General features: G+C 62.2%; 25 protein-coding genes. 4 read left to right on the top strand and 21 right to left on the bottom strand.

Going from position 1 to position 25,222, the window contains the following annotated elements:
- The first annotated feature begins 61 nt into the window (after window positions 1-61).
- The gene (locus ACZK33_RS02190; RefSeq protein ID WP_423174631.1) at window positions 62-904 is read left to right on the top strand and encodes a class I SAM-dependent methyltransferase; all 843 of its coding nucleotides are present in this window, start codon (window positions 62-64) and stop codon (window positions 902-904) included.
- A gap of 3 nt (window positions 905-907) precedes the next feature.
- On the opposite strand, the gene ACZK33_RS02185 is transcribed toward ACZK33_RS02190, so the two are convergent.
- Complete coding sequence (locus tag ACZK33_RS02185; protein WP_423174632.1) at window positions 908-1,876, bottom strand: polysaccharide deacetylase family protein; 969 nt, start codon at window positions 1,874-1,876, stop codon at window positions 908-910.
- Between the two features lie 70 nt (window positions 1,877-1,946).
- Window positions 1,947-2,606, bottom strand: a complete 660-nt coding sequence (locus ACZK33_RS02180; protein ID WP_182267155.1) for a hypothetical protein — start codon at window positions 2,604-2,606, stop codon at window positions 1,947-1,949.
- 133 nt (window positions 2,607-2,739) lie between these two features.
- Between ACZK33_RS02180 and ACZK33_RS02175 the strand changes: the two genes are divergently transcribed.
- Complete coding sequence (locus ACZK33_RS02175) at window positions 2,740-3,420, top strand: hypothetical protein (protein ID WP_423174633.1); 681 nt, start codon at window positions 2,740-2,742, stop codon at window positions 3,418-3,420.
- Between the two features lie 91 nt (window positions 3,421-3,511).
- Here ACZK33_RS02175 and ACZK33_RS02170 read toward each other — a convergent pair whose 3' ends face one another.
- Together ACZK33_RS02170 and ACZK33_RS02165 are read right to left on the bottom strand one after the other, a co-directional pair.
- Window positions 3,512-3,685, bottom strand: a complete 174-nt coding sequence (locus ACZK33_RS02170; protein WP_189720502.1) for a hypothetical protein — start codon at window positions 3,683-3,685, stop codon at window positions 3,512-3,514.
- Between the two features lie 9 nt (window positions 3,686-3,694).
- Complete coding sequence (locus tag ACZK33_RS02165) at window positions 3,695-4,507, bottom strand: alpha/beta fold hydrolase (RefSeq protein WP_423174634.1); 813 nt, start codon at window positions 4,505-4,507, stop codon at window positions 3,695-3,697.
- Between the two features lie 222 nt (window positions 4,508-4,729).
- Between ACZK33_RS02165 and ACZK33_RS02160 the strand changes: the two genes are divergently transcribed.
- Window positions 4,730-5,212 carry a nuclear transport factor 2 family protein gene (locus ACZK33_RS02160; RefSeq protein WP_423174635.1) on the top strand — a complete coding sequence of 161 codons (483 nt, stop codon included), beginning with the start codon at window positions 4,730-4,732 and terminating at the stop codon, window positions 5,210-5,212.
- 39 nt (window positions 5,213-5,251) lie between these two features.
- On the opposite strand, the gene ACZK33_RS02155 is transcribed toward ACZK33_RS02160, so the two are convergent.
- From ACZK33_RS02155 to ACZK33_RS02140, 4 genes are all read right to left on the bottom strand, one after another.
- The gene (locus ACZK33_RS02155; RefSeq protein ID WP_423174636.1) at window positions 5,252-6,271 is read right to left on the bottom strand and encodes a helix-turn-helix transcriptional regulator; all 1,020 of its coding nucleotides are present in this window, start codon (window positions 6,269-6,271) and stop codon (window positions 5,252-5,254) included.
- Between the two features lie 70 nt (window positions 6,272-6,341).
- The gene (locus ACZK33_RS02150) at window positions 6,342-7,367 is read right to left on the bottom strand and encodes a hypothetical protein (protein WP_049399110.1); all 1,026 of its coding nucleotides are present in this window, start codon (window positions 7,365-7,367) and stop codon (window positions 6,342-6,344) included.
- A gap of 12 nt (window positions 7,368-7,379) precedes the next feature.
- Window positions 7,380-7,934, bottom strand: coding sequence for a tellurite resistance TerB family protein (locus ACZK33_RS02145; protein ID WP_033833675.1), 555 nt, complete (start codon window positions 7,932-7,934; stop codon window positions 7,380-7,382).
- A gap of 85 nt (window positions 7,935-8,019) precedes the next feature.
- Entirely contained in the window at window positions 8,020-9,570 is a 1,551-nt protein-coding gene (locus ACZK33_RS02140) for a hypothetical protein (protein ID WP_423174637.1), read from the bottom strand.
- A gap of 516 nt (window positions 9,571-10,086) precedes the next feature.
- Here ACZK33_RS02140 and ACZK33_RS02135 point away from each other — a divergent pair.
- Entirely contained in the window at window positions 10,087-11,169 is a 1,083-nt protein-coding gene (locus tag ACZK33_RS02135) for a hypothetical protein (RefSeq protein ID WP_423174638.1), read from the top strand.
- Window positions 11,170-11,234: 65 nt separating this feature from the next.
- Here the strand turns inward: ACZK33_RS02135 and ACZK33_RS02130 are convergent, their stop codons facing one another.
- From ACZK33_RS02130 to ACZK33_RS02070, 13 genes are all read right to left on the bottom strand, one after another.
- On the bottom strand, window positions 11,235-12,380 hold the full coding sequence (locus tag ACZK33_RS02130) for a YncE family protein (protein ID WP_099604897.1): 1,146 nt from the start codon (window positions 12,378-12,380) through the stop codon (window positions 11,235-11,237).
- A gap of 185 nt (window positions 12,381-12,565) precedes the next feature.
- A complete protein-coding gene (locus ACZK33_RS02125; RefSeq protein WP_423174639.1) occupies window positions 12,566-13,579 on the bottom strand; it encodes an XVIPCD domain-containing protein in 1,014 nt (337 codons plus the stop codon).
- Between the two features lie 2 nt (window positions 13,580-13,581).
- Window positions 13,582-14,217, bottom strand: a complete 636-nt coding sequence (locus tag ACZK33_RS02120) for a hypothetical protein (RefSeq protein ID WP_423174640.1) — start codon at window positions 14,215-14,217, stop codon at window positions 13,582-13,584.
- Window positions 14,214-15,140, bottom strand: coding sequence for an XVIPCD domain-containing protein (locus ACZK33_RS02115; RefSeq protein ID WP_423174641.1), 927 nt, complete (start codon window positions 15,138-15,140; stop codon window positions 14,214-14,216). Before ACZK33_RS02115 ends, ACZK33_RS02120 begins: the two co-directional genes overlap by 4 nt.
- Window positions 15,141-15,284: 144 nt before the next feature.
- Entirely contained in the window at window positions 15,285-15,923 is a 639-nt protein-coding gene (locus ACZK33_RS02110) for a hypothetical protein (RefSeq protein ID WP_423174642.1), read from the bottom strand.
- 44 nt (window positions 15,924-15,967) lie between these two features.
- Window positions 15,968-19,381 carry an XVIPCD domain-containing protein gene (locus tag ACZK33_RS02105; RefSeq protein ID WP_423174643.1) on the bottom strand — a complete coding sequence of 1,138 codons (3,414 nt, stop codon included), beginning with the start codon at window positions 19,379-19,381 and terminating at the stop codon, window positions 15,968-15,970.
- A 34-nt stretch (window positions 19,382-19,415) separates the two neighbouring features.
- Window positions 19,416-20,048: an imm11 family protein gene (locus tag ACZK33_RS02100; RefSeq protein ID WP_329811132.1), complete on the bottom strand. Its 633-nt coding sequence runs from the start codon at window positions 20,046-20,048 to the stop codon at window positions 19,416-19,418.
- 423 nt (window positions 20,049-20,471) lie between these two features.
- Window positions 20,472-21,116: an imm11 family protein gene (locus ACZK33_RS02095; protein ID WP_423174644.1), complete on the bottom strand. Its 645-nt coding sequence runs from the start codon at window positions 21,114-21,116 to the stop codon at window positions 20,472-20,474.
- 371 nt (window positions 21,117-21,487) lie between these two features.
- The gene (locus ACZK33_RS02090; RefSeq protein ID WP_423174645.1) at window positions 21,488-22,120 is read right to left on the bottom strand and encodes a DUF1629 domain-containing protein; all 633 of its coding nucleotides are present in this window, start codon (window positions 22,118-22,120) and stop codon (window positions 21,488-21,490) included.
- A gap of 169 nt (window positions 22,121-22,289) precedes the next feature.
- Window positions 22,290-22,922: an imm11 family protein gene (locus ACZK33_RS02085; RefSeq protein WP_423174646.1), complete on the bottom strand. Its 633-nt coding sequence runs from the start codon at window positions 22,920-22,922 to the stop codon at window positions 22,290-22,292.
- A 58-nt stretch (window positions 22,923-22,980) separates the two neighbouring features.
- Window positions 22,981-23,625: a DUF1629 domain-containing protein gene (locus ACZK33_RS02080; protein ID WP_423174647.1), complete on the bottom strand. Its 645-nt coding sequence runs from the start codon at window positions 23,623-23,625 to the stop codon at window positions 22,981-22,983.
- 87 nt (window positions 23,626-23,712) lie between these two features.
- Window positions 23,713-24,354, bottom strand: coding sequence for a DUF1629 domain-containing protein (locus ACZK33_RS02075; RefSeq protein WP_423174648.1), 642 nt, complete (start codon window positions 24,352-24,354; stop codon window positions 23,713-23,715).
- Between the two features lie 98 nt (window positions 24,355-24,452).
- On the bottom strand, window positions 24,453-25,097 hold the full coding sequence (locus tag ACZK33_RS02070; RefSeq protein ID WP_423174649.1) for a DUF1629 domain-containing protein: 645 nt from the start codon (window positions 25,095-25,097) through the stop codon (window positions 24,453-24,455).
- Between the last annotated feature and the right edge of the window lie 125 nt (window positions 25,098-25,222).

The following is a 25,222-nucleotide window of genomic DNA, read 5'->3' as shown; positions in this document are numbered from 1 at the left end:
CACGTGGCCCCGGCAACAGCTGCGGTACCATGCCCTCCCCCGAACCGCCCCGGTACCCGCCGTGCCCCATTACACCGGCCCCCTGCTGACCCGCGACAGCGCTGACACCCTGCGCCGTGCCCATGACAAGGGTGCTGCTGAATGGCAGGGCTCGCTCGACCTTGGCCGCGGTCAGGACAGCGTGGTGCTGGATGCCGACGGCTTCCACTTCCGTGGCCAACGCTACCCGTGGCCGGGCAAGCTGAAGGACCGCACGCTGTACTACTGGGACGGCGAGGACTTCGCACCGATCTCGCGCTACAGCGGTTCGCTGATCAAGCTGGTGCCGACCGGATGGGGCGCACCGACCTTCGAGATCGACGGCATCAAGATGCTGCCGACCTCCAAGCTGTCACCGTTCGAGGATGCGCGCCGCAAGGTCGAGCTGGTCGCCCCGTCCGGCAAAGTCATCCTCGATACCTGCGGCGGCCTGGGCTACTTCGCCGCCTGCGCGCTGGAGGCCGGTGTCGGCCAGATCCGCTCGTTCGAAAAGAACGCCGACGTGATGTGGCTGCGCACGCTCAACCCGTGGTCGCCGGATCCGGACTCGGCCGCCGCCGGGGGCCGCCTGCAGTTCAGCCACGGTGACGTCTCGCAGCAGATCGAACAGGTGGCCAGCAACAGTGTCGACGCGATCCTGCACGACCCGCCGCGCTTCGGCATCGCCGGCGAGCTGTACTCGCAGGTGTTCTACGACCACCTCGCCCGCGTCATCCGCAAGGGCGGGCGCCTGTTCCACTACACCGGCGCGCCGAACAAGCTGACCAGCGGCCGCGACGTGCCACGCGAAGTGGCCAAGCGCCTGGAAAAGGCCGGTTTCAAGGCCGAGCTGGCGCTTGACGGCGTGCTGGCCGTCAAGCGCTGAGCTTCATTCCGAGTCAACCTTCGCCAGCTTCATCACCCACTTCGGCACTTCCGGTTCACCGGCGTAGAAGTCTTTCGGCTTCTTCTCGGCCATCGCCCAGCGGTGCAGCCAGCTCGGGCCATAGCGACCGCTGTAGCCCTCGGCGCCGCGCGCGTAAGCAGGATCGCGCATCGCCTCATCCAGTGAAATGAAGCGATAGCCGCGCCGCTTCGTCGCCGCCACCAGTTCGGCGAAGGTGGCTGCATTGAGTTCGTTGGCATGCATCAGCCAGACCTGCGGCAGCGCGTAGCCCAGCAGTGCCTGCGACTGCTTCTCGTGGTAGTCCAGCTTGTTCAGCATGTACGGCACATAGCCCTTGCGCAGCTGCGCCAGCGTCGCCTCGCGCGCCGGGGAATCGGGCTGCTCGTTCATCACGTTGGCATAGGCAAACGCCCATACCCACTCCCCGTTGTCGACCGTCACCGGTGCCACGCGGTAGCCGTGCTGCTTGAAGAACACGTCCATCTCCGCGCGTTCTTCCGGTGTGCGTCCGGCACGCAGATAGGGATGGCGCATCCACTGCGGTTTCAGTCCGCGCTCGGCCAGCAGCGGCCGCAGCACCGTTTCACCACGCAGAAAATCCTGCTGGAACGCAGGCACCCCCCTGGCGTTCAGATCCATGTGCGAATACGTGTGGTTGCCTAGCACATACCCGGCGTCCAGCCAGTCGCGCAGCATCTGCACCCGCGCGGGCTGCACGTGCCCGTTGATCTCAAGCTTGTTCTCGTTGACGAAGCCGACCACCGGCACACCCGCCTGGCGAAGCTGGGCCATCAGCGCTTCGTGCCGCGACTGCAGGTCCGGCGGAACGATCTCGTCCACCCGCGCCCACGGCAGGTCGTCGATGGTCATCGCGATCCGGCGATCCACCTCGGCGGCGTGCACCGCCAACGAACACAGCAGCAATGGCACAGCACGCAGCAACCAACGCATCAGCACATCCTTGCAGGGGTGAAGTGCTGACTCTAGCGCGATTGCGGGCGCGCGGCCGGCCCCACACCCGCTATGGGCCGGGCGACTGCACCTGACGTTCGCGCACGATCGCCCGCCACAACATGAATCCCGCAGCCATCGCCATCAGCATCAACGCGACCAGCACCAGGGCAAGATCATCGGGGTTGCGCAGCAGCGGTGCATGCTCATGGGTGAGAATCTCGAACACCACCTGCTGCGCCTGTGCCAGCGGCAACCGGCCCTGCTCGCCCAGCTCCACCAGGCACGCCGCTGGGGACAACTTGGCCACGCCGGTCCATGCCAGGTCGTACAGATGCAATGCCCTGAGGGCAAGCGCCAGGATCGCGGCGTGCAGCGCCATCAGCCCCCAGTTGGCACGTCGCAGGCGTTCCGACAGGCGGCCCAGCCGGTAGACGCTGATCGACATCGCGCCCAGCAGCGCCAGTACCACGCCCGCCATCGGAATCCACTGCAAGGGTTGCCACGGTGCAAGCGCAGTGGACCGCGCCAGCAGTTGTTCGGCCACCTGCATGCGCGCCACAGGGTCGGGCCCACCGCATGCATCATCCACCGGCTCCAGCAGCAGTCCCACACGGTAGTGGAAGAAGCCGACTGCAAGGGCGACTGCCAGCAGCGCCACCACCTGCAGTGCCAGCAGGATCGGGCCAGGACCACAGATACGACAGAAGCGGGTAGCAGCAGAGACCATCGGTTCATCCATGACAACAAAGGACCATCCTAACCAAGCGCCCTGTGCTTGTCGGCTGGCGGATACGACAACCGGCGCGCGGTCCCGGTAGGATGTGGATGAGCATGGATGGTCGTATGTAGAGGTGTTGTGGATGGTGACGCTGTATCTGTGGGTGCGAACGTTGCTTCCGCTGTTGGCGTTCGTGATCGCGTGGATGCTGCTGTCGCGCCTGATCAAGGCCCGCGTGGCGCGCCTTCCACGGGTTCCCTTGAACCTGCCCGAGCACAGCAGCAGCCCGCGCAGGAAGGAGCGGCGCATCTACGCGCGCAAGCTGCGGCGCAAGCCAGGTCTGCGTACCGCAACGCGCCCGGCCTCCGCGCCGCGTAGCTGGAACCTCGCAGCGGTGTTCGTTTCGCTCTTCACGTTGATCGCCACCGTGCTGGTCGTGCCGGATGGCGCGCGCTTCCAGGTCATGGTCGAGAGCATCACCGGCTACCCGGCTACGATTGCTGAAGTACATGTTCCCGCTGCCGGGCAGCCCCTCGTACTGCAGGCCTGGCAGCCAGCACTGGCGCAACTGTCGCGGCCGGTAACGATGCGCTACCCGATCGGACGCACCGGCGGCGAGCATGATGCGCACGCCACGCTACCGGTACAGGTGAGGCATCAGGGGGATCGCCTGCAGGTGGCTACGGCCGTGCCGGTGGACGCCGCACGGCTGCGTGCGGAGCTTGCGCGCTTGGCGGGGCTGCCGGCGGAGTCAATCACCGTCCGCCAGCGCGAGATCTCACCCTGGTTGGAACCCGGCTGGAAGCCGCTGGCCGACCTGTAGAGCCGAGCCCATGCTCGGCCGCTGTTGCAGTAGATCCACGCCATGCGTGGATGGGCACCATGCAGCGTCGAGCATGGCTCGATTCTACAGATCACGTTCCGCGCGGCAGCTTCGCGGCCCACATGTTGTCCACCAGATTGGGATAACGCCGCCCGTTCTCTTCCGCACGCTGCCGGGCTGCCTCCTTCTGCGCAGGCGACAACGGCTGCGACGTCTGGCCCTTGGGATTGGGCTTCTTCCACGGGGGCGTCTTCGGTTCACGCATGGCCGCAGCTTACTGCTTCAGGAAGTTCAACAGCGCCAGATTGAAGTGATCAGCATGACTGGTGTTGCAGCCATGCGGCGCGCCTTCAAGGATCACCACTTCGCTGCCCGGAATGGCTCGGTGCGTGCGCTGGCCAGAACCTTCAAACGGCACGATGGCATCGCTGTCACCGTGCAGGATCAAGGTCGGCACCGTGATCTTCTTCAGGTCTTCGCGGAAGTCGGTGATAGCAAACGCCTTCATGCACCCCAGCGCTGCGTTCTGGTCGGATTGATGGCACAGCGCGATTGCCGCCTGACGCGTCTCTTCGGTCACCATCAACTGGCCATGGGCGCTGAAGAAATCGCGGGTGAAGCCATCGAAGAACGCCTCGCGATCCTTCTCCAGACCACTGCGCATTTCATCGGCCTTTTCCTGGGTGAGTGGGCCATCCGGGTTGTCATCACTGCGCAGCAGATACGGCGGCACGGCAGCAGCAAACACCACGCTGTGCAGGCGCTCCTGACCATGGTTGGCCACGTAGCGCGCCACCTCACCGCCGCCCATCGAGAAGCCGACCAGGGTGACATCACGCAGGTCACGCTCCTCGATCAACCCGGCCAGGTCCGCCGCCAGCATGTCGTAGTCGTAGCCCTCGGCCGGCTTGTCGGAGCGGCCGAAGCCGCGCCGGTCGTAGCTGATCACCCGGTGCTGCGCATCGCGCAGGATCGACACCTGTTGTTTCCAGGCATCGGCAGACAGCGGCCAGCCGTGGATCAGAATGACCGGGCGGCCGTCGCCACCGGTGTCTTCAACGTGCAGGCGGATGCGGGAAGCAGGCATGGGAGCTCCTGTGGAAGGGGAGGCTTTCAGGCTATTGGCGGGCCCCTATCGCGACCGTGATGGAATCGCCGGTCGCCATGACATCGCCTGCACAGGCGACGACGCCTCGGCCGGGCCGCCAATGCGGGCATTGACTCCGTAGAAGGGCCGTTTCATCGGACGCCGGCTGCAGCGGCCCAAACGCCATGCGAGCCTGCGTGAACCATCCCCGGGAGTTTCGCCATGCTGCTGCTCACCCTGCCCCTGCTCGCCGCCGGTCTCGCTGCCGCACCGTCGCCCGCCGATGACCTGCGCCAACAGATCCGCCAGGCCGACACCCAGCTCTTTGCTGTGGCCTTCGAGGCCTGCGACGCCGACAAGGCCGCCGCGATGACCACCGAAGACATGGAGTTCTTCCATGACAAGGACGGCAAGTCTGCCAGCAGCCGCGAGGACTTCCGCCGCAGCGTGGCCAACATGTGCAGCAATGCGCGCAAGGGCGGCTGGAGCCTGCGCCGTGAGCTGGTGGAACCTTCGCTGCAGGTGTTCCCCTTGCACGCCGAGCGGGCGCTGGAGATCGGCGACCACCGCTTCCATGAACGCGGCAAGGACGGCGTGGAGCGCTGGGTGGGACAGGCCCGCTTCATCCAGATCTGGCACCGCGTGGACGGGCGCTGGTTGGCCGAGCGGGTGATCAGCTATGACCATCGGCCGGCAAAGAAATGAACCCGTCGGCGACTGTTCACTCGCCCTGACCAAGACCATTCAGCCCACGGTCTCCTCCAGATCGCGGGCGTAGTAGCTTGCTGCCTGAGCCAACTCCGCGCCGATGGCGTCGCACAGGTGAGATGGGGACTCGACCCGTACGTTGCCCCCGAAGCCCATCAGCCACCAACGCAAGGTCTGGTCGTCCTCCACCGTAGCGCGCAGCCGGATCCAGCCGTCACCCAGATCACTGATCGTCTGATCATTCGACAGGGGCGTTTCCCTGAGATGCTCCGCAGCCTGCGCCCGGAAGCGCGCCTCCAGCACGATGCGTCCTTGCCCCTGGAACGCGGTGGCGGTGGTCGTCGCATAGCGCTGGAAGTCGAAGTCCGGCAGGCTCCTTGCCTCCATCTCCAGCACCCGGGTTCCACTCAGGCGATGCAACGCCAGGTGGCGGATGTCCGTATAGTCCCGCAGCATGCAGACAAGGTACTGCGCAGAACCGCGCATCAGCAGCCCCAGAGGATGCATGATCATCTCCTTCGGCTCGTCCTTGCCTTTGCTGCGGTACCAGCCTGACAGGCAGCGTCGGGATGCCAATGCCCTGTGGACATCCACCTGTACGGCCGTTTCCACCTCGGGGGCGAGCAGGTTCGGGCCCATGGGCAGGATCGCGGTCCTGCTGGCCCACTCCCCCCAGCCCGACGTCGAGACTTCCGCCCGCGCCATGTCGAACACGGGCATCAGCTCATTCATGGCCGTTGCCGGGAGCAGCTGACGCAGATGTGCATGCGAAAGCAGCAGTGCAACGCTCTGCGAAATCGACAGCCTGGGCGTGAAGGCGAAGTTCGCTTCCCTGGACCAACTCCAGCCAAAGGGCCTTTCACTGTCGTCGGCAATGAGCTGGAACCGCGTGGACAGGTTCTGGAGGTCCCGTTCAATGGTGCGACTGCTGGTCCTAAAGCCCAGCGGCTCCAGATTCTCCAGTATCTGCCTGACGGATATCCTGCGCGGAGCGCGCGGGATCATGCGCAGCATCTCCCACTGCCGCATCAACGTGTCGTTCGAACGGATCTTCATATCAATCTTCCCTTCCAGAGCCGACAGGCAACAAGAGCCCCACCAGAACGGCGTGGGGCTCTGCCCATCGTCAAGCCGCCTTGGCGGGCTCCTCGCCCTTCATCACCACCATCGCCGCATCCACATCGGCCACGGTCTTCTCGGTCGAAAGCACCAGCGCTCCTGCGTCATCCAGGATCGGGGTATCGATCATCACCTTGATCAGCTGGGCAATCTTCACGGCACGGAAAACCCGCTCCCGCGCCTGCTGGGGGAAACTACTGAAATCGCAGCCGTGCTCCCGGATGACATCACGGATATCGGCTACACCACGACGCAGCGACATGCACAGCTTGGAGAACGTCCTGTTGGCGAGCGTTGTAACGGCCTCGACCGCTGCCAACTGTTCGGCGGCCAACACGGCCTCGTCGTAATGGGTTCGAGCAACCTCTTTGTTACGGCGTGCATCGGCCAGCGCGGCTTCAGCCTTGCTGCCCACCACGTAGCCAAAGATCGCCAGCGCAGGACCGGCAACTAGGCCACCCAGCACCAGGGTGCCGCCAGCCATTCCGAATCCGCCCGCAGCCAACGAACCGCCGCCCAGCCACGCCAGCGTTGCGTTGGTTGCTGCAACACCGCTGAGGGTCGAAATGGCAGTGCCGGTGCTGGCACTGGCCAGCAGCATCGTCCCGTTGTACGCACCAAATGCCAACGCGGCGCCACTTCCCAGCCCGGCGCCCAGGCCCAGGCCCGAGTCCATCAGCAACTGGTAGTCCCGCTTCAGGCCTTCCAGCGACGCCGTGGTGAAATCGCCCTGCACCAGCTTGTCCAGTTCGGGTGAGCCGATCCCCTCAACGTTCTTGAGCTGGCCAAATGCATCGATGAAGTCTGCGATCCCCCCATTGAAAGCACGCAGTTTGCGTGCACCATAGTCCTCAAGCACCGTGTTGGTACGCTTGCGCTGCGTCTCCAGCAACGACGAGCCCTTCTCGATCAGCCCTTTTGCATCGGCGTTGGCGATGCCGGCATCCTTGTGATCGACCACGGCCTTGCCGCCCTTGTAGATGCCATACAGCGCGCTGGCCGCCATCGCGGCCCCGACTACGATTGGAATCATGGGTAACTCCTTTTACTCAAGAATGATGGCAACGGTACGACTGGCCTCGCGATTGATACTTTCCGCGCGCTCAAGCAGGTCGTTGTAGATGTAGTCGTCAATACCGAAGATATCGGCCAGGCGACGCAGCTGTGCTTCCTCGACACTCGACACTTCACCGTCGGCCAGTGCAAGCAGCATCAACTCATACAGCATCACCTTCGGTACGGCCGGCTGCGCGGCTTCGACCATGGCCTTGTCGATCAGCGAGTCGAGCACCTCGCACGCCACCCGCGCCCGCTCCACCGGGTCGCTCTGGCGCACCAGCGGCATCGTCTGCAGGCGCGTCAACAGTTCCTTCGTCACCCCGTCGGACCGATATACCTTGCCGCACTCACGGGAAAAGCTGTCGAAGATCGCACGTTCGTGTTCGGATTCATCCAGCGAAACCTTGCTCAGGTTGGTATCGCCAGTCACTTCTTCGTGGGTCTTTCCGTCCCACAGCATCGGGTTGTCACTCACGCTCAGCAGGCGCGCAACCTTCAGGAAGGTTGCCTGCTCGGTGTCTGGAAGCAGATAAAGGAACATCGTATCTCCAAGGTCCTGGGATCACACACGGAAGCCGGCGTGGCCAACCTGCCCGGAAGGCCACGACCAGAAATGGTTCGACTGGTCAAAGCCGAAGCGGCTCGTCACCATTCATGAACAGCTCAAATTCCTGCAGCGAAGCAAACTGCAGGCGGCTGCCCAGCAGAAGCGCAAAGCGGTTGATTGCAGCCGCGAATCCATCGGCGTCAATCTCTGGCTGGGTGGTATCGAGTGCACACAGCAACTGGGCCGTCTCGTCATTCAGCACTGGAAGCTCGGCCGCAATGAACTGCGCCAGCGCCAAACGCTGCGCCAGAATTTCTTCACGGGCAGCTTCATTGAGCTCGATTGCCAAGGCCAGCCTCTCGGCAGCCAGATCTGCACTCCGGGCCGCCTCCAACGTTTCCCGATAGAAGATCGATGAAAGCGTGCAGCCAATCATCCCGCCGATGGCGGCGCCAACCACCGGGACCGGAATCGCGATCTGGCCCAATGCCGCCATCATGGCCGAAGCCATCATGCCGGAACCCTTCTCACCGATCTCATCCAGGAACTGGACGCCGTCGATCTCACCCCTGGCGTAGCGGCGTATGCAGCCGGTCATGGTCACGCAGACGTCGACCACCATGGCCGGAGCGGCTGTACGGGAAAGGACCTGCAGGCTCTGTCGGCCTGACTGCTGCATCACTGCGGTCAATGCGGCCCCGGACGCAGCCGTTGCGTAGCCCATGCCGGCAGAGACGGCACCATCCACCAGGACTGCGCGGCCCGCATCAATCATCCCCCTGCGCTCGGTTGCCACCGCATAGGCATTGGTCGCCATGCTGATCGCCGCGCCAACCATGAACGCCCCGCGCGCGCCTTTAAGACCTGCCCTGTGGCTGGTATGCGCGATATCGCGCACCGTAGCCATCAGCGGGTGGGTGCGATAGAACTTCGCATCGTCACTGGTCAGCCCCGTATCCAGAAGATTGCCGGCCAGCTGCTCGTAGTTGTCTGCCTTCGCACGAAGATGCAGTGCTACCTCAGGCTTGCCCCTCGCGTCGACCACGTCCGCTTGGCGGCGCAGATCTGCTGCCTGCGCCCGGCAATATGCCTCGGCATCGACGTACTGCTCCGAGGGCAGCTCCAACTTCAGCCCACGATAGCGCGAGAACTCTCCATCGGGCGCAGCGATCTTCTCAAGGAGCCGGTCACGGTTGCCCACGAACTTCATCTGTGACTGGCTGCCTTCAATGATCTGGCCATCCAGCACCCTTACCCGGTCAACGCGATCATCGTTCCGCCGGTACTGGGGATGGTCATCACTGCGCACCGTGCGAACGGGTGACCCACTGATGATGGCCTCGGCATTGTCACGACTGGTCGCTGCGACCTCAGCCGCATAGCCGGCCTGCTGGGCAATGCTGTTTTCCGGACGTACCGGATCAAGCTTGTACCCGGAGATCTTCTTCAGGCCATGGGTAAATGTCTGACCGGTCAGTTCGTCTCTTCCGGTATACCCTTTGATGTATTCGGCATTAGCATTGCCATAGCGTTGGACAGTCTCCAGCGTTGACATCGTCGTCGCTGCGTCCAGGATCTGCCTGCCCGACGTTTCGCGGGCACTGTCATCTGCATTTGCATTGGGTTCCATTGCGTTTTCCTCCGTGACGCAAAGCATCCAGCTGTGGGCCAATACCCAGGCATGCTTCGCCGGCGGGTTTGGCTGGGAGATCCATCTTCGGCGTACATAGCGACAAACCATGTCGTAACGCCTGATCCCCCGGATCATCGACAGCACTTCCGAAAACTTTAGGCCTATTGCGAACTTTTCGTGGCCGATTGCGACGACACATCGCACTGCGACACAGATTGTCGGAGGAATCCGCATATTCCTCTCCGGGGAGGCCACGCAGGTGCTGGGCCTCCTTTCCTTCCATCACCTGACGAGGAACGCCATGTTCAGAATCATCGGTGCCACCGTGGTGTACGGGCTCGCGCTGTATGGCCTGGGATGCTGGGTACGTGACAACCACGAAGTACGTGACACGAGGTAGACCTTTACTCCTGTCGAAACCCGGACGACCTCAGCGGTCGACAGCAGGCAATCCCCTCACCGGACAGCGAGGGAACACAGATCAGGATGATGGAACCCCCAAAAGAGAGATTGATGAACAAGCGTCATTCCGAGCTCGTGATCTTCATTGACAATGTCGTCGCAGAACTTCGCCCGGTGCTGGCCTGGATCGAGCGCCATCCGGTTCTTATTGCGTCGATTGCCGTACTTCTGCCCAGCGCAGGCATCCTCTACTACGCCGTCAGGGAAGAGCTGCCTCTCAGCCTGCTTTCGTCCGATGCCGTTTCCGCACTCCCCATGATGCTTGCGGTGACCGGGCTGCGCGTCCTTGCCCTGGCCGTCATGTTGCTTTCCCCCATCGTACTGTCACCCAATCGGTTCTCGTATATCCCAGGCCAGGGAATCAAACTGCTGCCGGACGATCCGGCGAGCCGGAACAGGACGCTCTGGCGCTGGAGCCTTGCGCTGATCACTCCGGGCGTACTGCATTTCAGCGGAATCTATGTCGCATCCTTCTACACCGAGATTTCAGATGCAGCACTGTGGTTCAGTACGATTGGCTGCCTGCTGATCTTCGTTCTATTTTCCCGCTGGGCGAAGCCCGATGACAGGAAGCAGAAATGGCTTTCCTTGGATAGCTACTTCCTGCTGGGCATGGGGCTCATGCAACTGCTGTCCATCAACACGATCATGCGGCTCATGCTCGGCCTGGTCTCCAGGGAAAGTGATCTGGTGATTGGCATGTGCCTGCTCACGGCCGCAGTAGCATTGGGCATATTCCAGTCCATCGTCATCAGAGTGGTCGATGAACTGAGTGGACGATACGGCGTTGGTGTACTTGCACTCTCGTTCGCCTCGATCATGGTCACCGTGGCCATGCTCTTCCCTTCGACCGGTGCATACCTGGCCTCGCAGGTTGTCAATCCGCCAAGCGGAAAATCCCGCGGCTGCATGACGCTGGATCTGCGATCGCGTGACAGCGCATCCCGCAAGCTCCTGATCGGTGATGGTGCCGCTACCAATCCGGTCAACGTTGTCTACTCGACCAGTTCCGTGCTGCTTGTACGCTTGAAGGATGACGACAGCAGGACCATCCATCGCATCCCCATGGACCAGGTTACCGAGTTCAACCCGTGCCCGCGGGAAACAGACACCGAGAAGTCACCCGGGGCATAAGGAAGCTGATGCCCTGATCCGAGCAGGGCCGCCCGTGCCAGACGCACGGGCGGCCGCGTAGCCGGTTACAACTGAATCCGCGCCACACTCTCGTCAGCGCCCTTGTCATCCTTCTCGCCGTTCTTGATGCTCACGAACAGCACGTTGTTCTTCGCATCCAGCGCCAGGCTGTTCGGGTGGGTCGGCACCGTGTAGGTGGCCACCTTCTGGTAGCTGTCACTGTTGTAGGCGGTCACCGTACCGGCTTCGCGGTTGGTCACGTACAGGCGCTTGCGCGGCGCATCCAGCAGGATGCCCAGCGGGCCGGCGTCGGTCGGGATGCTGGCCAGTTCCTTGCCGGTGCTGCGGTCGAGCACCAGCACGCGCTGACCCGGGTGCTTGCTGACCAGGCCGCTGCTCTTGGCCTGGTAACCACGCAGGAATTCCGAGCCCTGATCGGTCACGAACAGGCGCTTGCCGGCCGGGTCCAGCGCAATGTTCATCGGCTGCTCGGCGGCAATCTTGTGCTGCGCCACCACCTTGTTCGAATCGGTGCCCACCACCACCAGATCGGCCAGCAGGTTGCTGGTGTAGACGCGCTTGTTGGCCGCATCCAGCGCCAGGCCCGGTGCCTTGGCATTGCCCAGGCCGTCGATGGTGTTGATCACCTTCAGCGTGGTGGTATCGATCACGAACAGCACGCTGCTCACGTCCGGCTGGCTGCTGTGGCCGGTCACGTACAGGCGGTTGGCCGCGCTGTCGACCACCAGTTCGCGCAGGTCGTGGGTGTAGGCAGCCTTGCCATCCTTGCCGGTCTTCTTCTCCATCAGCTGGATGGTGCCGACGGCCTTGTTCTGCGCGGTGTCGACCACCGTCACCGACAGGTCCACGGTGTTGCCCACGTACAGGCGGTTGTGGGCGTCATCCAGCACCACACCGAACGCCTTGCGCTCCAGCGGGATGCGGGTTTCCACGGCCAGCGTGGCCGGGTTCAGGCGCAGCACCTGGGCCGGGCCGGCGTCATCGCCGAAGCCACCGGACGAGGCCACGAACACGGCGTTCTGCTTCGGGCTGTAGGCCAGCTCGTACAGGCCCTTGGCCACGGCCTGGCGCTGCACCGCGGTGGTGGCGCTGGCGGCAGGTGCGTTGTCGGCGAATGCGGAGGGCGCGCCGAGGCTGAGCGAAACGGCAACGGCCAGGGCGGCCGAGCGGAAGAGAGGATTACGGAACATGCGAGCGTCCTTGAATGGGCACGGGAAGGTGTCCTGGCTCGCTGGGCCGTACTGCGACGGCCCGCCCCGCATCTGTCTGCGCGGGGTGGGCTGGCTGGGGTTGCGGGGGAATGGTAGCAGGTGGGGGGGCGTGGCGTGCGTCTGCCCGCGTATGGCAGACGCGCGACCTTGGTGCTGCCCGCCGGCTATGTCATCCGTGGGCCGTGGCTCTGCTGAAGCTGCCGCTCCTCCTGCAGGCGCTGCATATCGCGATGCGACGGGTCCTGCTGCAACTGCGCGACCCGCTCGAACGAGGCCTCCACCGGGGCCTGCGCCGCAAGCTCCGCCGGCATGCTGGCGCGCTGGTGTGCCGGGTCACTGCGGTCCCCCTCCACGATGAACAGCTTCGGCGCGGTATCGCCGCGCTGCTCACCCAGCACCACTTCGTCCACACGCGAGAACTGCTGCTCCTTCGCCAGCGCAAGCAGGCTGGCACTGACATTGCCGTTGCGTGCACCGAAAGCGCCGAGGTCGGCCACCTGCTGGTGGATCTGGTTGAGGCGGGCATGATCGTCGTGCGCCGGGTCTGCGGGCGACCCGCTTGCCGCGAGGGTGCTGTTGCCGCGCCACTGCTCGCCGTTCTCGGTGAACATCCACTCGCGGAACGTCTGCTTCGGCATCGGGTTCCACTGCACCCTGTCCAGCTCGCTGCCCTTCACCTGCTGCGGAATGGCATTGACGGCGCGGATGTTGTCCAGGACCTTGGTAGCGCCCTCGTAGTTGCTGATCTCCCCGGCCAGCCCGACTGGGCGCAGGCCTGCCTGGTTCAGGGCACCCCATGCGAAATCGGTGCAGGCGTTGGAAAAGAAGTCGTAGTTCATGTCGAAACCGTGCTTCTTCGGGTCCGCCGAGAATTCCAGGATGCGGTCGTACTGCTCCTTGCTGATCTCGATCGTGCGCTCGAAGCGGGGCTTGTCGTAGACCGACACGTCCATGTCATCGACTTTGCCCCTGTTCGGATCGTCCTTGGTGCCTGCGTGGGTGAAACCAATGCTCTCCGGCAAGTGTTCACTCGAACGGCGCAGCGACAGGAACATGTGCCCCGCGAACGAAGGCTCCAGCAGAAACCTGTTTCCCTCAGCATCACGGCCGTAGCGCGGCGTACCGGGGGCCGCCAGATGGATGGTTACGCTGTAGCGCTCGGCATCGTCCTTGTGCATGTCTACTTCCCTAGTGATTGATAACCAACGATCAGTTCTGCTTTCAGGCCTTCCAGCTGGGGCCGATCCTCCACAAGTTCCACCAGCAGAAGGTAGCGCCCGGGTGTAATGCCTCCGACCTGCGCCAACTGCAACGTGCGATAGAGCACGTCTTCGGAGTACAACCCGGCCTCGGCCAAGCTGTTGATGTCCACACTCCCCGTCGTCAGGTCTGTGACCACGCCATCATCCGCGATCTTCTGCGAGTCGCGTCCATCGCGAGTACGCTGCCAGAGCTGCACAGGACCAGATGCACCGCTATCAATACGCTCCAGGCGCAGCCGCGCTGGCAAACGCCCGAGAGTGATCTTCTCCGAAGCATCCAGCAGCCGTCGCGCGTCGGCATCCTGCAGCCGCAACCCGATGTTCAGAATCGGAATGGCCGGCTTCTGGGGTGCCGGCAAATCAAACGTGACCTCGGCAATCCGACCGGCCTTCTGCAACTGCACGGCCCGCGTGAACGGCACAACCGTGCGGGACTCGGCCTGTGCGCGCGTCAGCAGGGGCGGCGCAACCTCAGGCGCTGGTGACGCACGGCATGCCGCCAGCGTGCCCAGCACCGCCAGTACCACCGCCCCCCGCCGCAGTGGCCGCGTCATTGCTCCTTCAACCGCAGCGAATCGGCCACATCCGTCTTGGCCGCCACTTCAGTGGCGATGCTGGCGCGGCGGTGCCCCGGGTCGTTGCGGTCGCCCTGCACGATGAAGATGCTCTCTGCCGCATGGCTGCTCTTGGTCGGCTGGCTGAGCAGCACGTGGTCCACGCGCGAGAGATTGTTCTGCTTGGCCAGCACCAGCAGGCTGGCGCTGATGCGCTGGCTGGCGGCATCGAACGGGCGGCCATGCGCGGCGTCCAGCTCGGCCACTTTCTGGATCAGCTGCGCGAACAGGCGATGGTCCGGATGCGAGGGGTCCAGCAGCGTGCCGGCCACTTCAATCGGCGTCGGCGGCGGCTCATCGCTGGCGCGGTCGCCCTGGCGATGATGTTCGGCCTCGCGCTCGGGCATCGCGTGGTGGGTTTCGGCATTCAGATCGCTGCCCGGGAACGGCGCAGCAATGCACTGGATTTCCGGCAGGTTGAACAGCACCGCGAACTCGCCCAGGTTGCTGCCGCCGTCCAGCGGCGCTGGCAGCGGATGCAGGCCCGCGTAATGCAGCGCCGCCCAGACGAAATCGCTGCAGCGGTTGATGGTGGCCGGGCGATCCACGTCGAATTCGAACTCGGCCGGTTCCTCGGCGAAATCACGCAGGCAGCCGTAGTGCTCCTCGGAGATTTCCAGGGTGCGGCTGTAGTACGGGTCCAGATGTTCGTCGGCATCATCGTGGCGCACCTGCGCGCACTGCACGCCGGAGCGGGCTTCGCCCGGCGCGTGGCGTGGTGGTGCGAAGCCATAGCTGTGGGCCTCGTCGCCCGCAGCGACCTGCAGGTACATGTGGCCGCGCGGCGAGATGCCCCCACTCTTCAGCGGGGTGCCGGGGGCGGCCAGGTACAGCGTTGCGGTGTAGCGTGTTGCCTGCTCCATGCCTGTTCAGCCTTGATGGGTGCTGCGGTCCTGGCTGGATGATGGCATAGGTAGGATGGGGGGCAGGTGGAGGACAAAGTTGGGGCCACGACTGGCATGCTGAATGTGTGAACCAGCCAGCAATCCAAGAAGCTGACTGCTTCGCTACTTGGGCCTGCGCAGGTAGGCAATCAGCAGTTCGGGGTGATACGAATCAAGCTGCGTCAGAGGCGAATGCAGTTGCACTTCAACTCGGTATCGGCCCGGCGATGGATTGCGTGCCCATGCGAAGGCCAGCTGTGCATAGTTATCATCGGGTCGTTCCAGCCCAGCATTCTGCAGCGCCAGCACGTCAACATCGTCCAGCCACGCATTTGTCACTCGACCATCGGCGGGGATGGGAATTGTTCTGGCAGGTTCCCCAATGACCCATTCCAGCCGGTGCAAGGGCACGTCCTTCCATCCACTCGATTCCAGGCGCTGCATGGAAACCTTCGCCTGGAACCCGGACGCCCGAACATCGGCCAGTGCCCCAAACGCCGCGGTGTTATCCGTGCGGTCAACGCGAATGCCGATCATGAGCGTTGGAGAGGAATTTTTGCTGGGAGCAGCCACATCGAACTCGACCGTCAATGGCGCACCCATTGACGAGGTGGGCATGGCTCGCACAAGCGGCACCAGATCCGGACGATGGGCCTCTGCTATCGAGCCTTCGTCGCGAGCCGCATCGGGCCGGCAGGCGGTAGCCAGAAGAACGAGTAGTCCCGCGAGCATGCATATCCGGCGCTTTCCTTGTGGCTTCATCTTCGGTCCTTATCGCAGGTCGCCCAGTGCAGCTCACACGTTGATCATCCCCCGCTGGCCGCACGAATCTGGATGTCGTGCTGCACCCGCTGATCTTCCAGCTGCTGATCCATCTGATTGGCAAGCGCACGCTGATGCGCTTCGCGGCTGACAGAGTCGAACTGCTGCAGTGATTCCTCCACCGATGTCTGCGCCGCCAGCTCGGTCGGCATCGCAGCGCGCTGATGCGCCGGATTGCTCGGTTCGCCCTGCACCACGAACAGCGTGTGCCCAGCCGGATGTTCACTCGTAGCGTTGCTCACCAGCACATGGTCCACCCGTTCCAGGTCGTTGTCCTTGGCCAGTACCAGAAGGCTGGCTGTCATGCGTTCGCTGACTTCATCGAAGCTGCGGCCGTGCTTGGCGTCCAGCGCTTCCACGCCCTCACGGATCTGCTGATACAGCGCGTGATCGGGGTGGCCGGGCTGCGTGGGGTCCTGCAGCGCCCGGTTCGGGCCCGATGCCTCATCCGGTGCGGGCGCGGCCGGTTCAGGGCCTGGCGCTGTCGTGGGCTCGGCAGGAACAGTGACAGCCGCAGTGACGGGCTGGAGGTCATCCGATGGAGTCGGTTCGGGCTCCGGCACGTGTTGTGCCGCTTCCTCCTCCGTAGGCCACGGATCGCGCGCAGGTTCAGCAGGCAACGGCTCCTTGAAGGGCACCGACTCGACCTCCTGTACTGCCACGTCCAACTTTGGACTGGGAGCAACCTCGGGCGCAGCCATCCGCTCCGGCTCCGATGCCTGCTCTGTGTGCTGCGTGGGCACCGCCTGCGTTGCCGCTGCCAGAGGTGCGGCAGCGTGTGGCGTCGCGCGCTCAGGCACGGCCGGGTGCGCCTGCATAGGCCCGGTGGGCTCCGGCGTCTGTGAGGCGGTAAGGCTTTCGGTGGGCGCCTCGTTGTTTGGATGGGGCTGAGGTTGAGGCTCCACCTCACGCCGCGGCGGATCGCGCTGCTCGGCGTGCCGCTGAGGCGCGGGCTTGTCCTGTGGCGCGGGAGTAGGTGGTGGCGTGACCCCTATCGCGGGCGGCGCTGCCGCAACCGCCGCAGGCGCGATGGGTTGCGCAGTCGCCGGCTCTTCAGGCCGCACTTCCACGTTCCCATCCTGCTCGGATGGCTTGTCGCCATGTGCCACCTGCGCGGCTGCTCGTGCAGCCTGTCCTGCATCTACCTGCGCAGCACCCAACCGATTTGCCTCCTGCAGTGCCTGCCGGTACGCCTCCTGCTCACCCGCCGACAGCGCTGCAATACGTAGCTCGGGCGAGTCCGGCACCGGCGCCTGCTCATTGGCACGCGCGCGCACCTCATTCCATGCGGCCTGCAGCTCCTGCGTACTGGTGGTCGCGACGGCGCGTGCCACGCCATCCTGGCCTACCTGGTAATGGGTGATGGGCCGGGAGGCGCCGGCGTTGCCCTCGGCTACAGGCCCCAGCTCCTGCAATGTGGGCCCCGTAATGCCGTGCTGCTCGCGCGTGCGCGCCGTGGCCAGCGCAACCGCCTGCTCCCACGCCGGGGTCAGCGCAACGCCCGCAGCGTAGTAGCTGTGGCGCAGCTCGTTCTGGTTCACTTCCGCCGCAGACGGCAATGGCCGCGCGTCCAACGCGGCAATGGTCTGGTTGAACTGATCGAGTGATGGCTGCTGGATGGTGCGGGTCAGCTCCAACTCCAGCGCCATGTTGCCCTGCGCGATCTGGCCAGCATGGCTCCACTGCCCTGATTCGTCGCGCTGGTAAAGATGGCTGTCGGAGCCCTGGACGGCGTCGGGCCTGGCACGGGCCTGCTCCACCGCCTCCGGCACCAGCGGCACGAAGTCGCTGGCACGAGTAGCGGCGTAGGTCTCCAGATAGCTGGCGGCAATGGCGGCCTTGCCGTTGGCGATGTTGTTCTCGATGCGCTGCACCGCCTCGCGATTCAACTCGTCGGCGCGCTCGGGGGTGGCGGTCTGCGTCTCGTACACCCCCCTGTCATTAACGCCGGACACGCCAATCTTGACCTGCCGCGTCCACTGCTCGGTCTGCGCATCGCGGTGCCAGTTGGGATTGTTCAGACGGCCCTCGCCGTCCTTCGCCGGGATGCTGAAAGGATCCTGCGGCGGCGGCGCCTTGCCCAGCGCCAGCTCTACCGCTTTTACGTGGGCGTATGCGCCCAGCTCGCGGGCCTTCTCGTAACTGGCGCCCACACTGCGCTCAGCCGGATTGCCCAGGCCGTCGCCCGCGCTGTCCATGACCGCCTGGCGCTGCCAGTTCAGGCCATTGAACTGCCACGTGACATCGGCCTTGTCGGTCTGCCAGTAGACGGCGCGGTTGTCGAGCAGATCGGCGCCCTTGTCGAACGCCTTGCTCATCAGCAGCGCACCGCCCGCGACGATGGCCGCAGGGACGAAGCTGGACGTGCCGATCACCGATGCCGTGGCCATGCCACCGATCCAGCCACCGCCGTTGCGTGCCAGAGCGTGGGTGAGCTCGGATTGGGCGGCGGTGCCGTTGCCCGCTTCCAGCAGCTGTAAGGTGCGGCGGGCGGTGATGACGGCGTCGGCGCCGGAGGCGAGCAGGCCGCCGGAGCGGATCAGTTGGCTGGTGGAGGCTTCGCCGAGGAGCGCCTCCATAGAGACAAAGCCGCGCTGCGAGACGGGCTTGTAGTTCCCGAGCGGTCCCGATGTCAGATCGTAGAAGCCCCGAGCCGCGCCATCGATCTCGGGCAGATCATCCAGCAGCGCCCTACGTACCTGAGCAGCCGTTGACTCAGACATTGTCAAGCGACCAGCCCTCACCGCGTCAGATATGGCCAGGCGCATTTCCATTCTGCCCGCGACTTCACGAGCTGACATATCCACCTTGCTTGATCCGCGCACCAAGTTACCCGGCGCCCCGTAGATTTCATCAATAACTCGCGAAACCCTCGAATCAGAACGGGTGACCGCCGCCCACTCGGACTCGACACCGCCCATAAGTCTCAACGCATTGATCTGACCTGCATGATCTACATCGTATTGAGCGAAGTGGGAGTACAGCTTCCTATTGACAGCGTTTGCTTCCGCATCGGTCATTCCGTTCGGCGTTGTTGCAAACGCGTCGCCGTTTATCAGCGCCACTTTCAGCGTGTCTCGAAAGCGCTCAACCCTCGCCGATACTCTTTGAAGTGCCTCAACGTCGTTCACCAGGGCAGCGCGGCCGTCTCGAGTCTCGCTCAGGCTTTCGAGGTAGTCCATCACTCCATCCGTGTAGGAGCTACGCGTACGGCCCCTGTGGGGTGAAGTATCCAAATCATCGGCGAGATCACCTATCACCGGCAGATACAGCCGATTGGCCGATGTATCCTTGCCCAGCAGGTTGAATTGATCCAGTTTTTTCAGCAATGGACTGCTGGTGAACAGCGCCTGCTCCAGGATGTGATGGCTCTGGAGAATTGTCTTGGCAGTTGACATCCCTTTCTACCTCACTCCTGGAGATGCTGGGTCTTCAAATGTCAGAAGCGTCGGTCAGACGAACTCCGCGCGCATTAGGATGCCGGCCGAACCCACTCTCTATCAGGAAGTCCCTCATGGCCCGATCACAGAAAGCATTCGATGTATAGGGCGTTCTGAAAACATGCGCCGTGCCAATCACACTCTTGCGGAATGCAAACTTGGCCCCGCCGCCAATGCTGTAGTACTTCCCATTCGGATAGTCGTCCGTAAGGATCTTCACCGATGATGCATCCTCGTCAATCGCATCCAGCACTCTGACCACTTCGCACAAGTAGTGCGGCGCCGCCTCTGAGCTGTCTTCGAGCCGGAACTCACATTTCATGAAAGAGAAGCCGTCTGCATCCATGGTCTGCATGGCAGATTTCAGCGCTTCCGACACCAGCCAGTAGCCCTTGAAGCCCGCCTGCAAATCCTCCGGCATTTCGCCAATCCGGCTGTCATACCGCAATCGAGGGATTTCATTCATGGAGCCAATTCCGCCCGCCGATGGTGGTTCGCTTAGATGCTCCGGTAGTGGCAACTCGTTTTCGTTCTCCAGCACCACTCCGTGGCCGCGCCCGCCCCCGCGCACGTCCGGCCGGAGGAGATAGAACTCACCTTCCACTGGCGTATTTTCAGTTCCCATGAGAAGCCCTCGATTTCAGCAATGAATGGATTCGCAGATTCAAACGTTCGGAGCAGATTTCTTATCCAGCCATCGAACAAGGTTCCCCAACTTCCGTGAGAAAAACGTTACAGGTGGCAGGCGCAACGCCAACTCCAGACTCAATCAGCGCATTCCGCACAACCCGATTACAGCACACGTCAGCAGTGAAACGGCGCGAACTCGGTGCACCCATGTCAGAGCTGAGCACACAGAAGCGAGCTGTAGAAGGGTCGACTCTATTCATCACTTCCTCGTTCATTTTCGTTCGCCACGCCCCAGCAAGCTACTTGACGAGAGGATGATCCCTGAACACCACCTGCTCAAAGACATGATGACTTTGTAGAATTACGCTTTCTGCGGGCATAGGATTCCATTCCCAAGAGGGCGAAAAGTGCTGTTGAACTAGTAGCCTGCAGCGTCTTCAATCCACACGCCGCGCGGATTGATCACCGTTCCAAATCCATGCTCAATTAGCGCGTCGCGAAGCACTCTGTCACAGTAGACACGGCTGCCCGAATGGATATCCATGAACACATGCGCATCAGCCACTTCCGATTCTTTGAAGGACAACTTGCCGCCACCGGAGAGGCTGTAGTACTTGCCGTTCTGGTAGCCATCTAGAACTTTCACGCTCGACGCATTCTCGTCAATCGCGTCCAGAATTCTTATCACCTCACACAAGTAGTGGGGCTCACCTTCTGAACCGTCCTCGAGCTGAAAGGCACACTTCGCAAAGGCAAAACCTTCGGCATCGATTTTCTCCATTACATGCTTTAGGGGTTGAGAAACCAGCCAATAGCCGTTGAATCCGCCTTGCAGATCCAAAGGCATATCACCCACTTGGCTATCGAAGCGAAGCTTGGGAACAACCCTCAGTGATGCAAGCCCGCCCATCTCAGAAGGCTCGCTCATATAGGTCGGCCAAGGGACTTCCTCTTCATTGTCCAATTCGACCCCATGACCACGGCCAGGTGCGCCCATATCGGGGCTAAGCACGTAGAAGCGACCTTTAGGGGGGGCAACTTTATTCATGCCGTCCTCACTCATTCTTGTTATCCACTGGTGTCAGCGAGCTCAGGCGAACATTGTTCGGAGCGCACAGATCGAACAGCCCGACGTTGTCTTCACTAGCAGCCATGGCTTTCTCCCGCTGTTGGCGTGATGCATCCGTTGGCCTCCGTTCTACCCGGAACATCAACAGCAAGCAATCAGAAGCCTATGAATCCATCCGTCGTCCCAATCGCAGCATCTGCTGGCCTCGCTTGGATTGATAGGTGTGCCGCACATCAGGCGTTCCTGTATACCTAGCCTGAAAGCAGGCTACGGTCTCTGTCACCACAGAACACGCCCAATCGCATTGTCATTAAAGATTGGGCTCGAAACCGCAGCACTACTCAATCTTCGGAGGGCCGTCTGGCTCAACAGTTCACAACGTCTTCGAACCAAAGCCCGTTGCATGTTCTGGCGGTCACAATGCCGGCGCCTTCTACTGCGCTCTTGAATATGTTGTCGCAGAAGACTCCCTCGTAGTAGGGGAGGCGGAACACGTTTGCGTCACCGATGGCCTCCCGCTTGAATGCCAGACGCACGTCCCCCGTCAGATCGTAGTATTTCCCATCTTCATAGTCGTCACTCACGATGATCTTCAGCTGGGATGCTGCCTCATCCAAGGCATCAATGGTTCTGATGACATCGCAAAGGAAATAGGGGCCACCCATTGCTCCATCAGCGAGTCGATAGTCAGTCTCCCTGAACGCAAAAGCTCCTGGGTCCACGGCCGCCATCACCTCGCGGAGACGCCCGGAAACGAGCCAATAGCCGCTCATCCCAGCTTCAAGATCCTCCGGTAGCCACCCTTCGCTTGGGTAATACACCAAGCGCGGGGTCTCGCGCAGAGGCGGGAAGCCCCCCTGATCGGGACGCAAGAGGAAATTTGGAGGCGTCTTCAGGGAAGACTCGTTCTCAAGAACGACGCCATGCCCTTTGCCGCGCCGTCGGGCGTCTGGGCGCAACTCGAAGAACTCGCCCTTCTTTGTCAGATTCGAAGTCATTGCTCGCTTCGCCTGAAGATCAACAAGAAATTGGGATCCATCTCGCGCGGAATACCCGAGCCATCCCATAGCACGGGCCCCAGTCACACCCGGTCAATGGCACGCAGAACGATTCCATTGTTATGCATCTACTCAGCAAGCCAGCATACGCCGCCCCACACGCAGCGAACTACAGACTGGCCGCATCCATGAGCCAGACGCCACGAGTGGCCGGCGGGACTCCAAACCCGGACTCGATCAGGGCATCACGCAGAACCCGGTCGCAGTAGACATCTGCGGTGAAGGGCGTCCTGAAGACGTGTGCCCCAGCAATTACATCCTTTCGAAATGCAAGATCAGCGCCGCCCGTTATGTCGTAGAACTTTCCATTCGGGTAGCCATCCGACAGTACTTCCACGGTGGATGCCTCCTCGCCAATCGCGTCCAGCGTGCGCACAACTTCGCAAAGATAGCGCGCCTCGCCTGCTGATCCATCCTCAAGAGTGACGACGCTGCGTCTGAATTCAAAACCCGCTCCGTCAATCGCATCAAGGAGGCATCGAAGCGGCTCGGACACCAGCCAATAGCCTCTAAAGCCTCCTTCAAGATCCCTTGGCATTTCACCCAAGCTGCTGTCAAGCCGCAGTCGAGGGGTTTCCTTCAATGCGGAAAGTCCCCCATTTCCTGGTGGCAAGCTGAGATAACTTGCCAAGGTGATTTCCCGCTTGTTCTCCAACACCACGCCTCGGCCACGCCCGCCACCCCTCGTATCTGGCGTAAGTAGGTAGAACTCACCGGCACTCGGGACGTTTCCCTCTTTCATTGTGACCTCTTGGCTCCGGACTCCGTACGGCGTCCACACCTTATCGCGCCAGCCTCTCCTAGATATCGCTTGCATCGATGAACCGAACGCCGCGCGTTTCACACTCGCTTCCGATTCCCGCAGCTCGTATGGCATCCTGGAACATGCGATCGCAGTAGACAAGATCGCCGGAGTAGGGGCTCCTGAAGACATGACTGCCCCCGATTACGTCCCTCTTGAATGCCAAGCTTGCTCCGCCACGAAGGTCGTAGAACCTTCCGCCCGGATAGCCCTCATCAACGATGACCCGTAACTTCGACGCTTCCTCGTCGACGGCATTCAGTTCGCGAGCAACCTCGCACAGGTAGTACGTTGGGCCCTCTGTGCCGTCCGGAAGCACGTAGTCACACTCCACGAACTCAAAGGCAACGGGATCTATTTCGGTAAAGGCCTTCTTGAGGCGCTCTGATACCAACCAGTAGCCACTCATTCCTCCTTCGAGGTCCTGCGGTGGATCCCCCAGCTTTGGATCGAGAACCAGGCGCGGTCTCTGCGCCAGATGAGGGAAACCGCCTTCTTCGGGGCGGATGATCAGCCTGGGAGGCGTCAGCAGTGCGTCCTCATTCTCGATCTCAACGCCATGCCCTCTTCCCCTTCGGGTCGTGTCAGGCATGAGCAGATAGAACTCGCCGGGCACAGGCTGATTACGTTCTAACGTGGGCATGCGCTTGTTCCTCTCCAAATTTGAGGCATGTATCGCACTTTGCATACTTGCAGCATAGGTCGCGAGGTTGGCGCCGGTGGGACCGACTCAGCAGTTCACCACATCTTCAAACCAGAGTCCGTTGGATCTCTTGGCCGTGACGATGCCGGCAGCTTCCACCGCATCTTTGAACGTTCGGTCGCAGAATACCCCGACATGGAACGGCAATCTGAACACGTGAGCCGAACCCAGCACTTCGCGATTGAACGCCAACCGGATATCACCGGTCAGGCGATAATATTTCCCTGCCTTGTACTCATCGCTGATCACGATGTTGAGCTGGGAGGCTTCCTCATCCAAGGCATCCAGCGTGTGGACCACGTCGCAAAGGAAGTAGGTTGGTCCCTTTGAACCGTCCTCCAAGCGATAGTCGGTATCAGCGAACGCGAACGCGCCAGGGTCAATCTCTTCCATGACCTGGCGCAAACGCTCGGAGACCAGCCAGTAGCCGCTCAACCCGCCTTCCAGGTCCTGTGGAGGGACACCCTGCCGCTCCCGATAGACCAAGCGCGGGGTTTCACGCAGTGGAGGGAAGCCACCGGCCTCGGGTAAGAGGATCAGCCTGGGAGTCGCAAGCAACGCATCCTCGTTATCAAAGACCACCCCGTGACCCTTTCCTCCACGGGTAGCATCCGGTCGTAGCTTGAAGAACTCGCCCTTGCGCGGCTGGTGGGTGGAAGTTGATCCCATGCTTATCATCTCACGCTGTAAATGTGAATCGAGATTCCTCGTAAGCAGTTGAAGCGAATCCAGAAGGCATCCAAGGGTACGATCCTCAGAGCTCTGACTCAGATGCTGGCCGCGTCTGTGACCCAGAGGCCCCGGGATACGCGCGGCCTACCGATTCCAGCGTTCCACACAGCGTCGCGGAGCTCTCTGTCGCAGAAGACGAGGCTTCCCGAGTAAGGCGTCCGGAATATTCTGGCTTGACCGATGACCTGCTTGCGGAACGCCAGACTGGCTCCGCCCCTAAGGTCGTAGAACTTCCCACCTCGATAGCCTGCGTCAGTGATGATCCGAAGTTTCGAGGCTTCTTCGTCCACCGCATCGAGCTCACGGGTTACATCACACAGGAAGTACCGCGGGCCCTTGGATCCATCGGCAAGGCGATAGTCACACTCTACAAACTCGAAGCCAGCCGGATCTACAGACACAAGAGCACCGCGTAATCGTTCGGAGACCATCCAGTAGCCACTCATGCCCCCCTCCAGATCCTCCGGGAGGCTCCCCTTCTTTGCTGAGTAGACCAGCAGCGGCTTCTCCGCCATGGGCGGGAATCCCCCTTCTTCGGGTCGCAGGATCAGGCGCGGTGGGGTGCGGAGCCGCTTTGCGTTCTCGAACACAACGCCGTGCCCCTTTCCCCCACGCGTGGTATCAGGCATCAAGAGGAAGTACTCGCCAGGAACAGGCTGGTTCGACTTCAATGCTTCCATGCTTTTTCGCCTTCTTTAGCTATGATGCGCCGTAGCGAGTCTGCCCCGTTCTACCCCGACCTTGCGCCTCGTGCAATCAGATCACTGCGAGATTCGGAAGCCAATCAAGCACGCGTCCCACGTCT

It is taken from the genome of Stenotrophomonas sp. 86156_Sma, assembly GCF_056481625.1.
The sequence above is the reverse complement of the archived record's forward strand: the minus strand, read 5'-3'. Positions and strand labels throughout refer to the sequence as shown.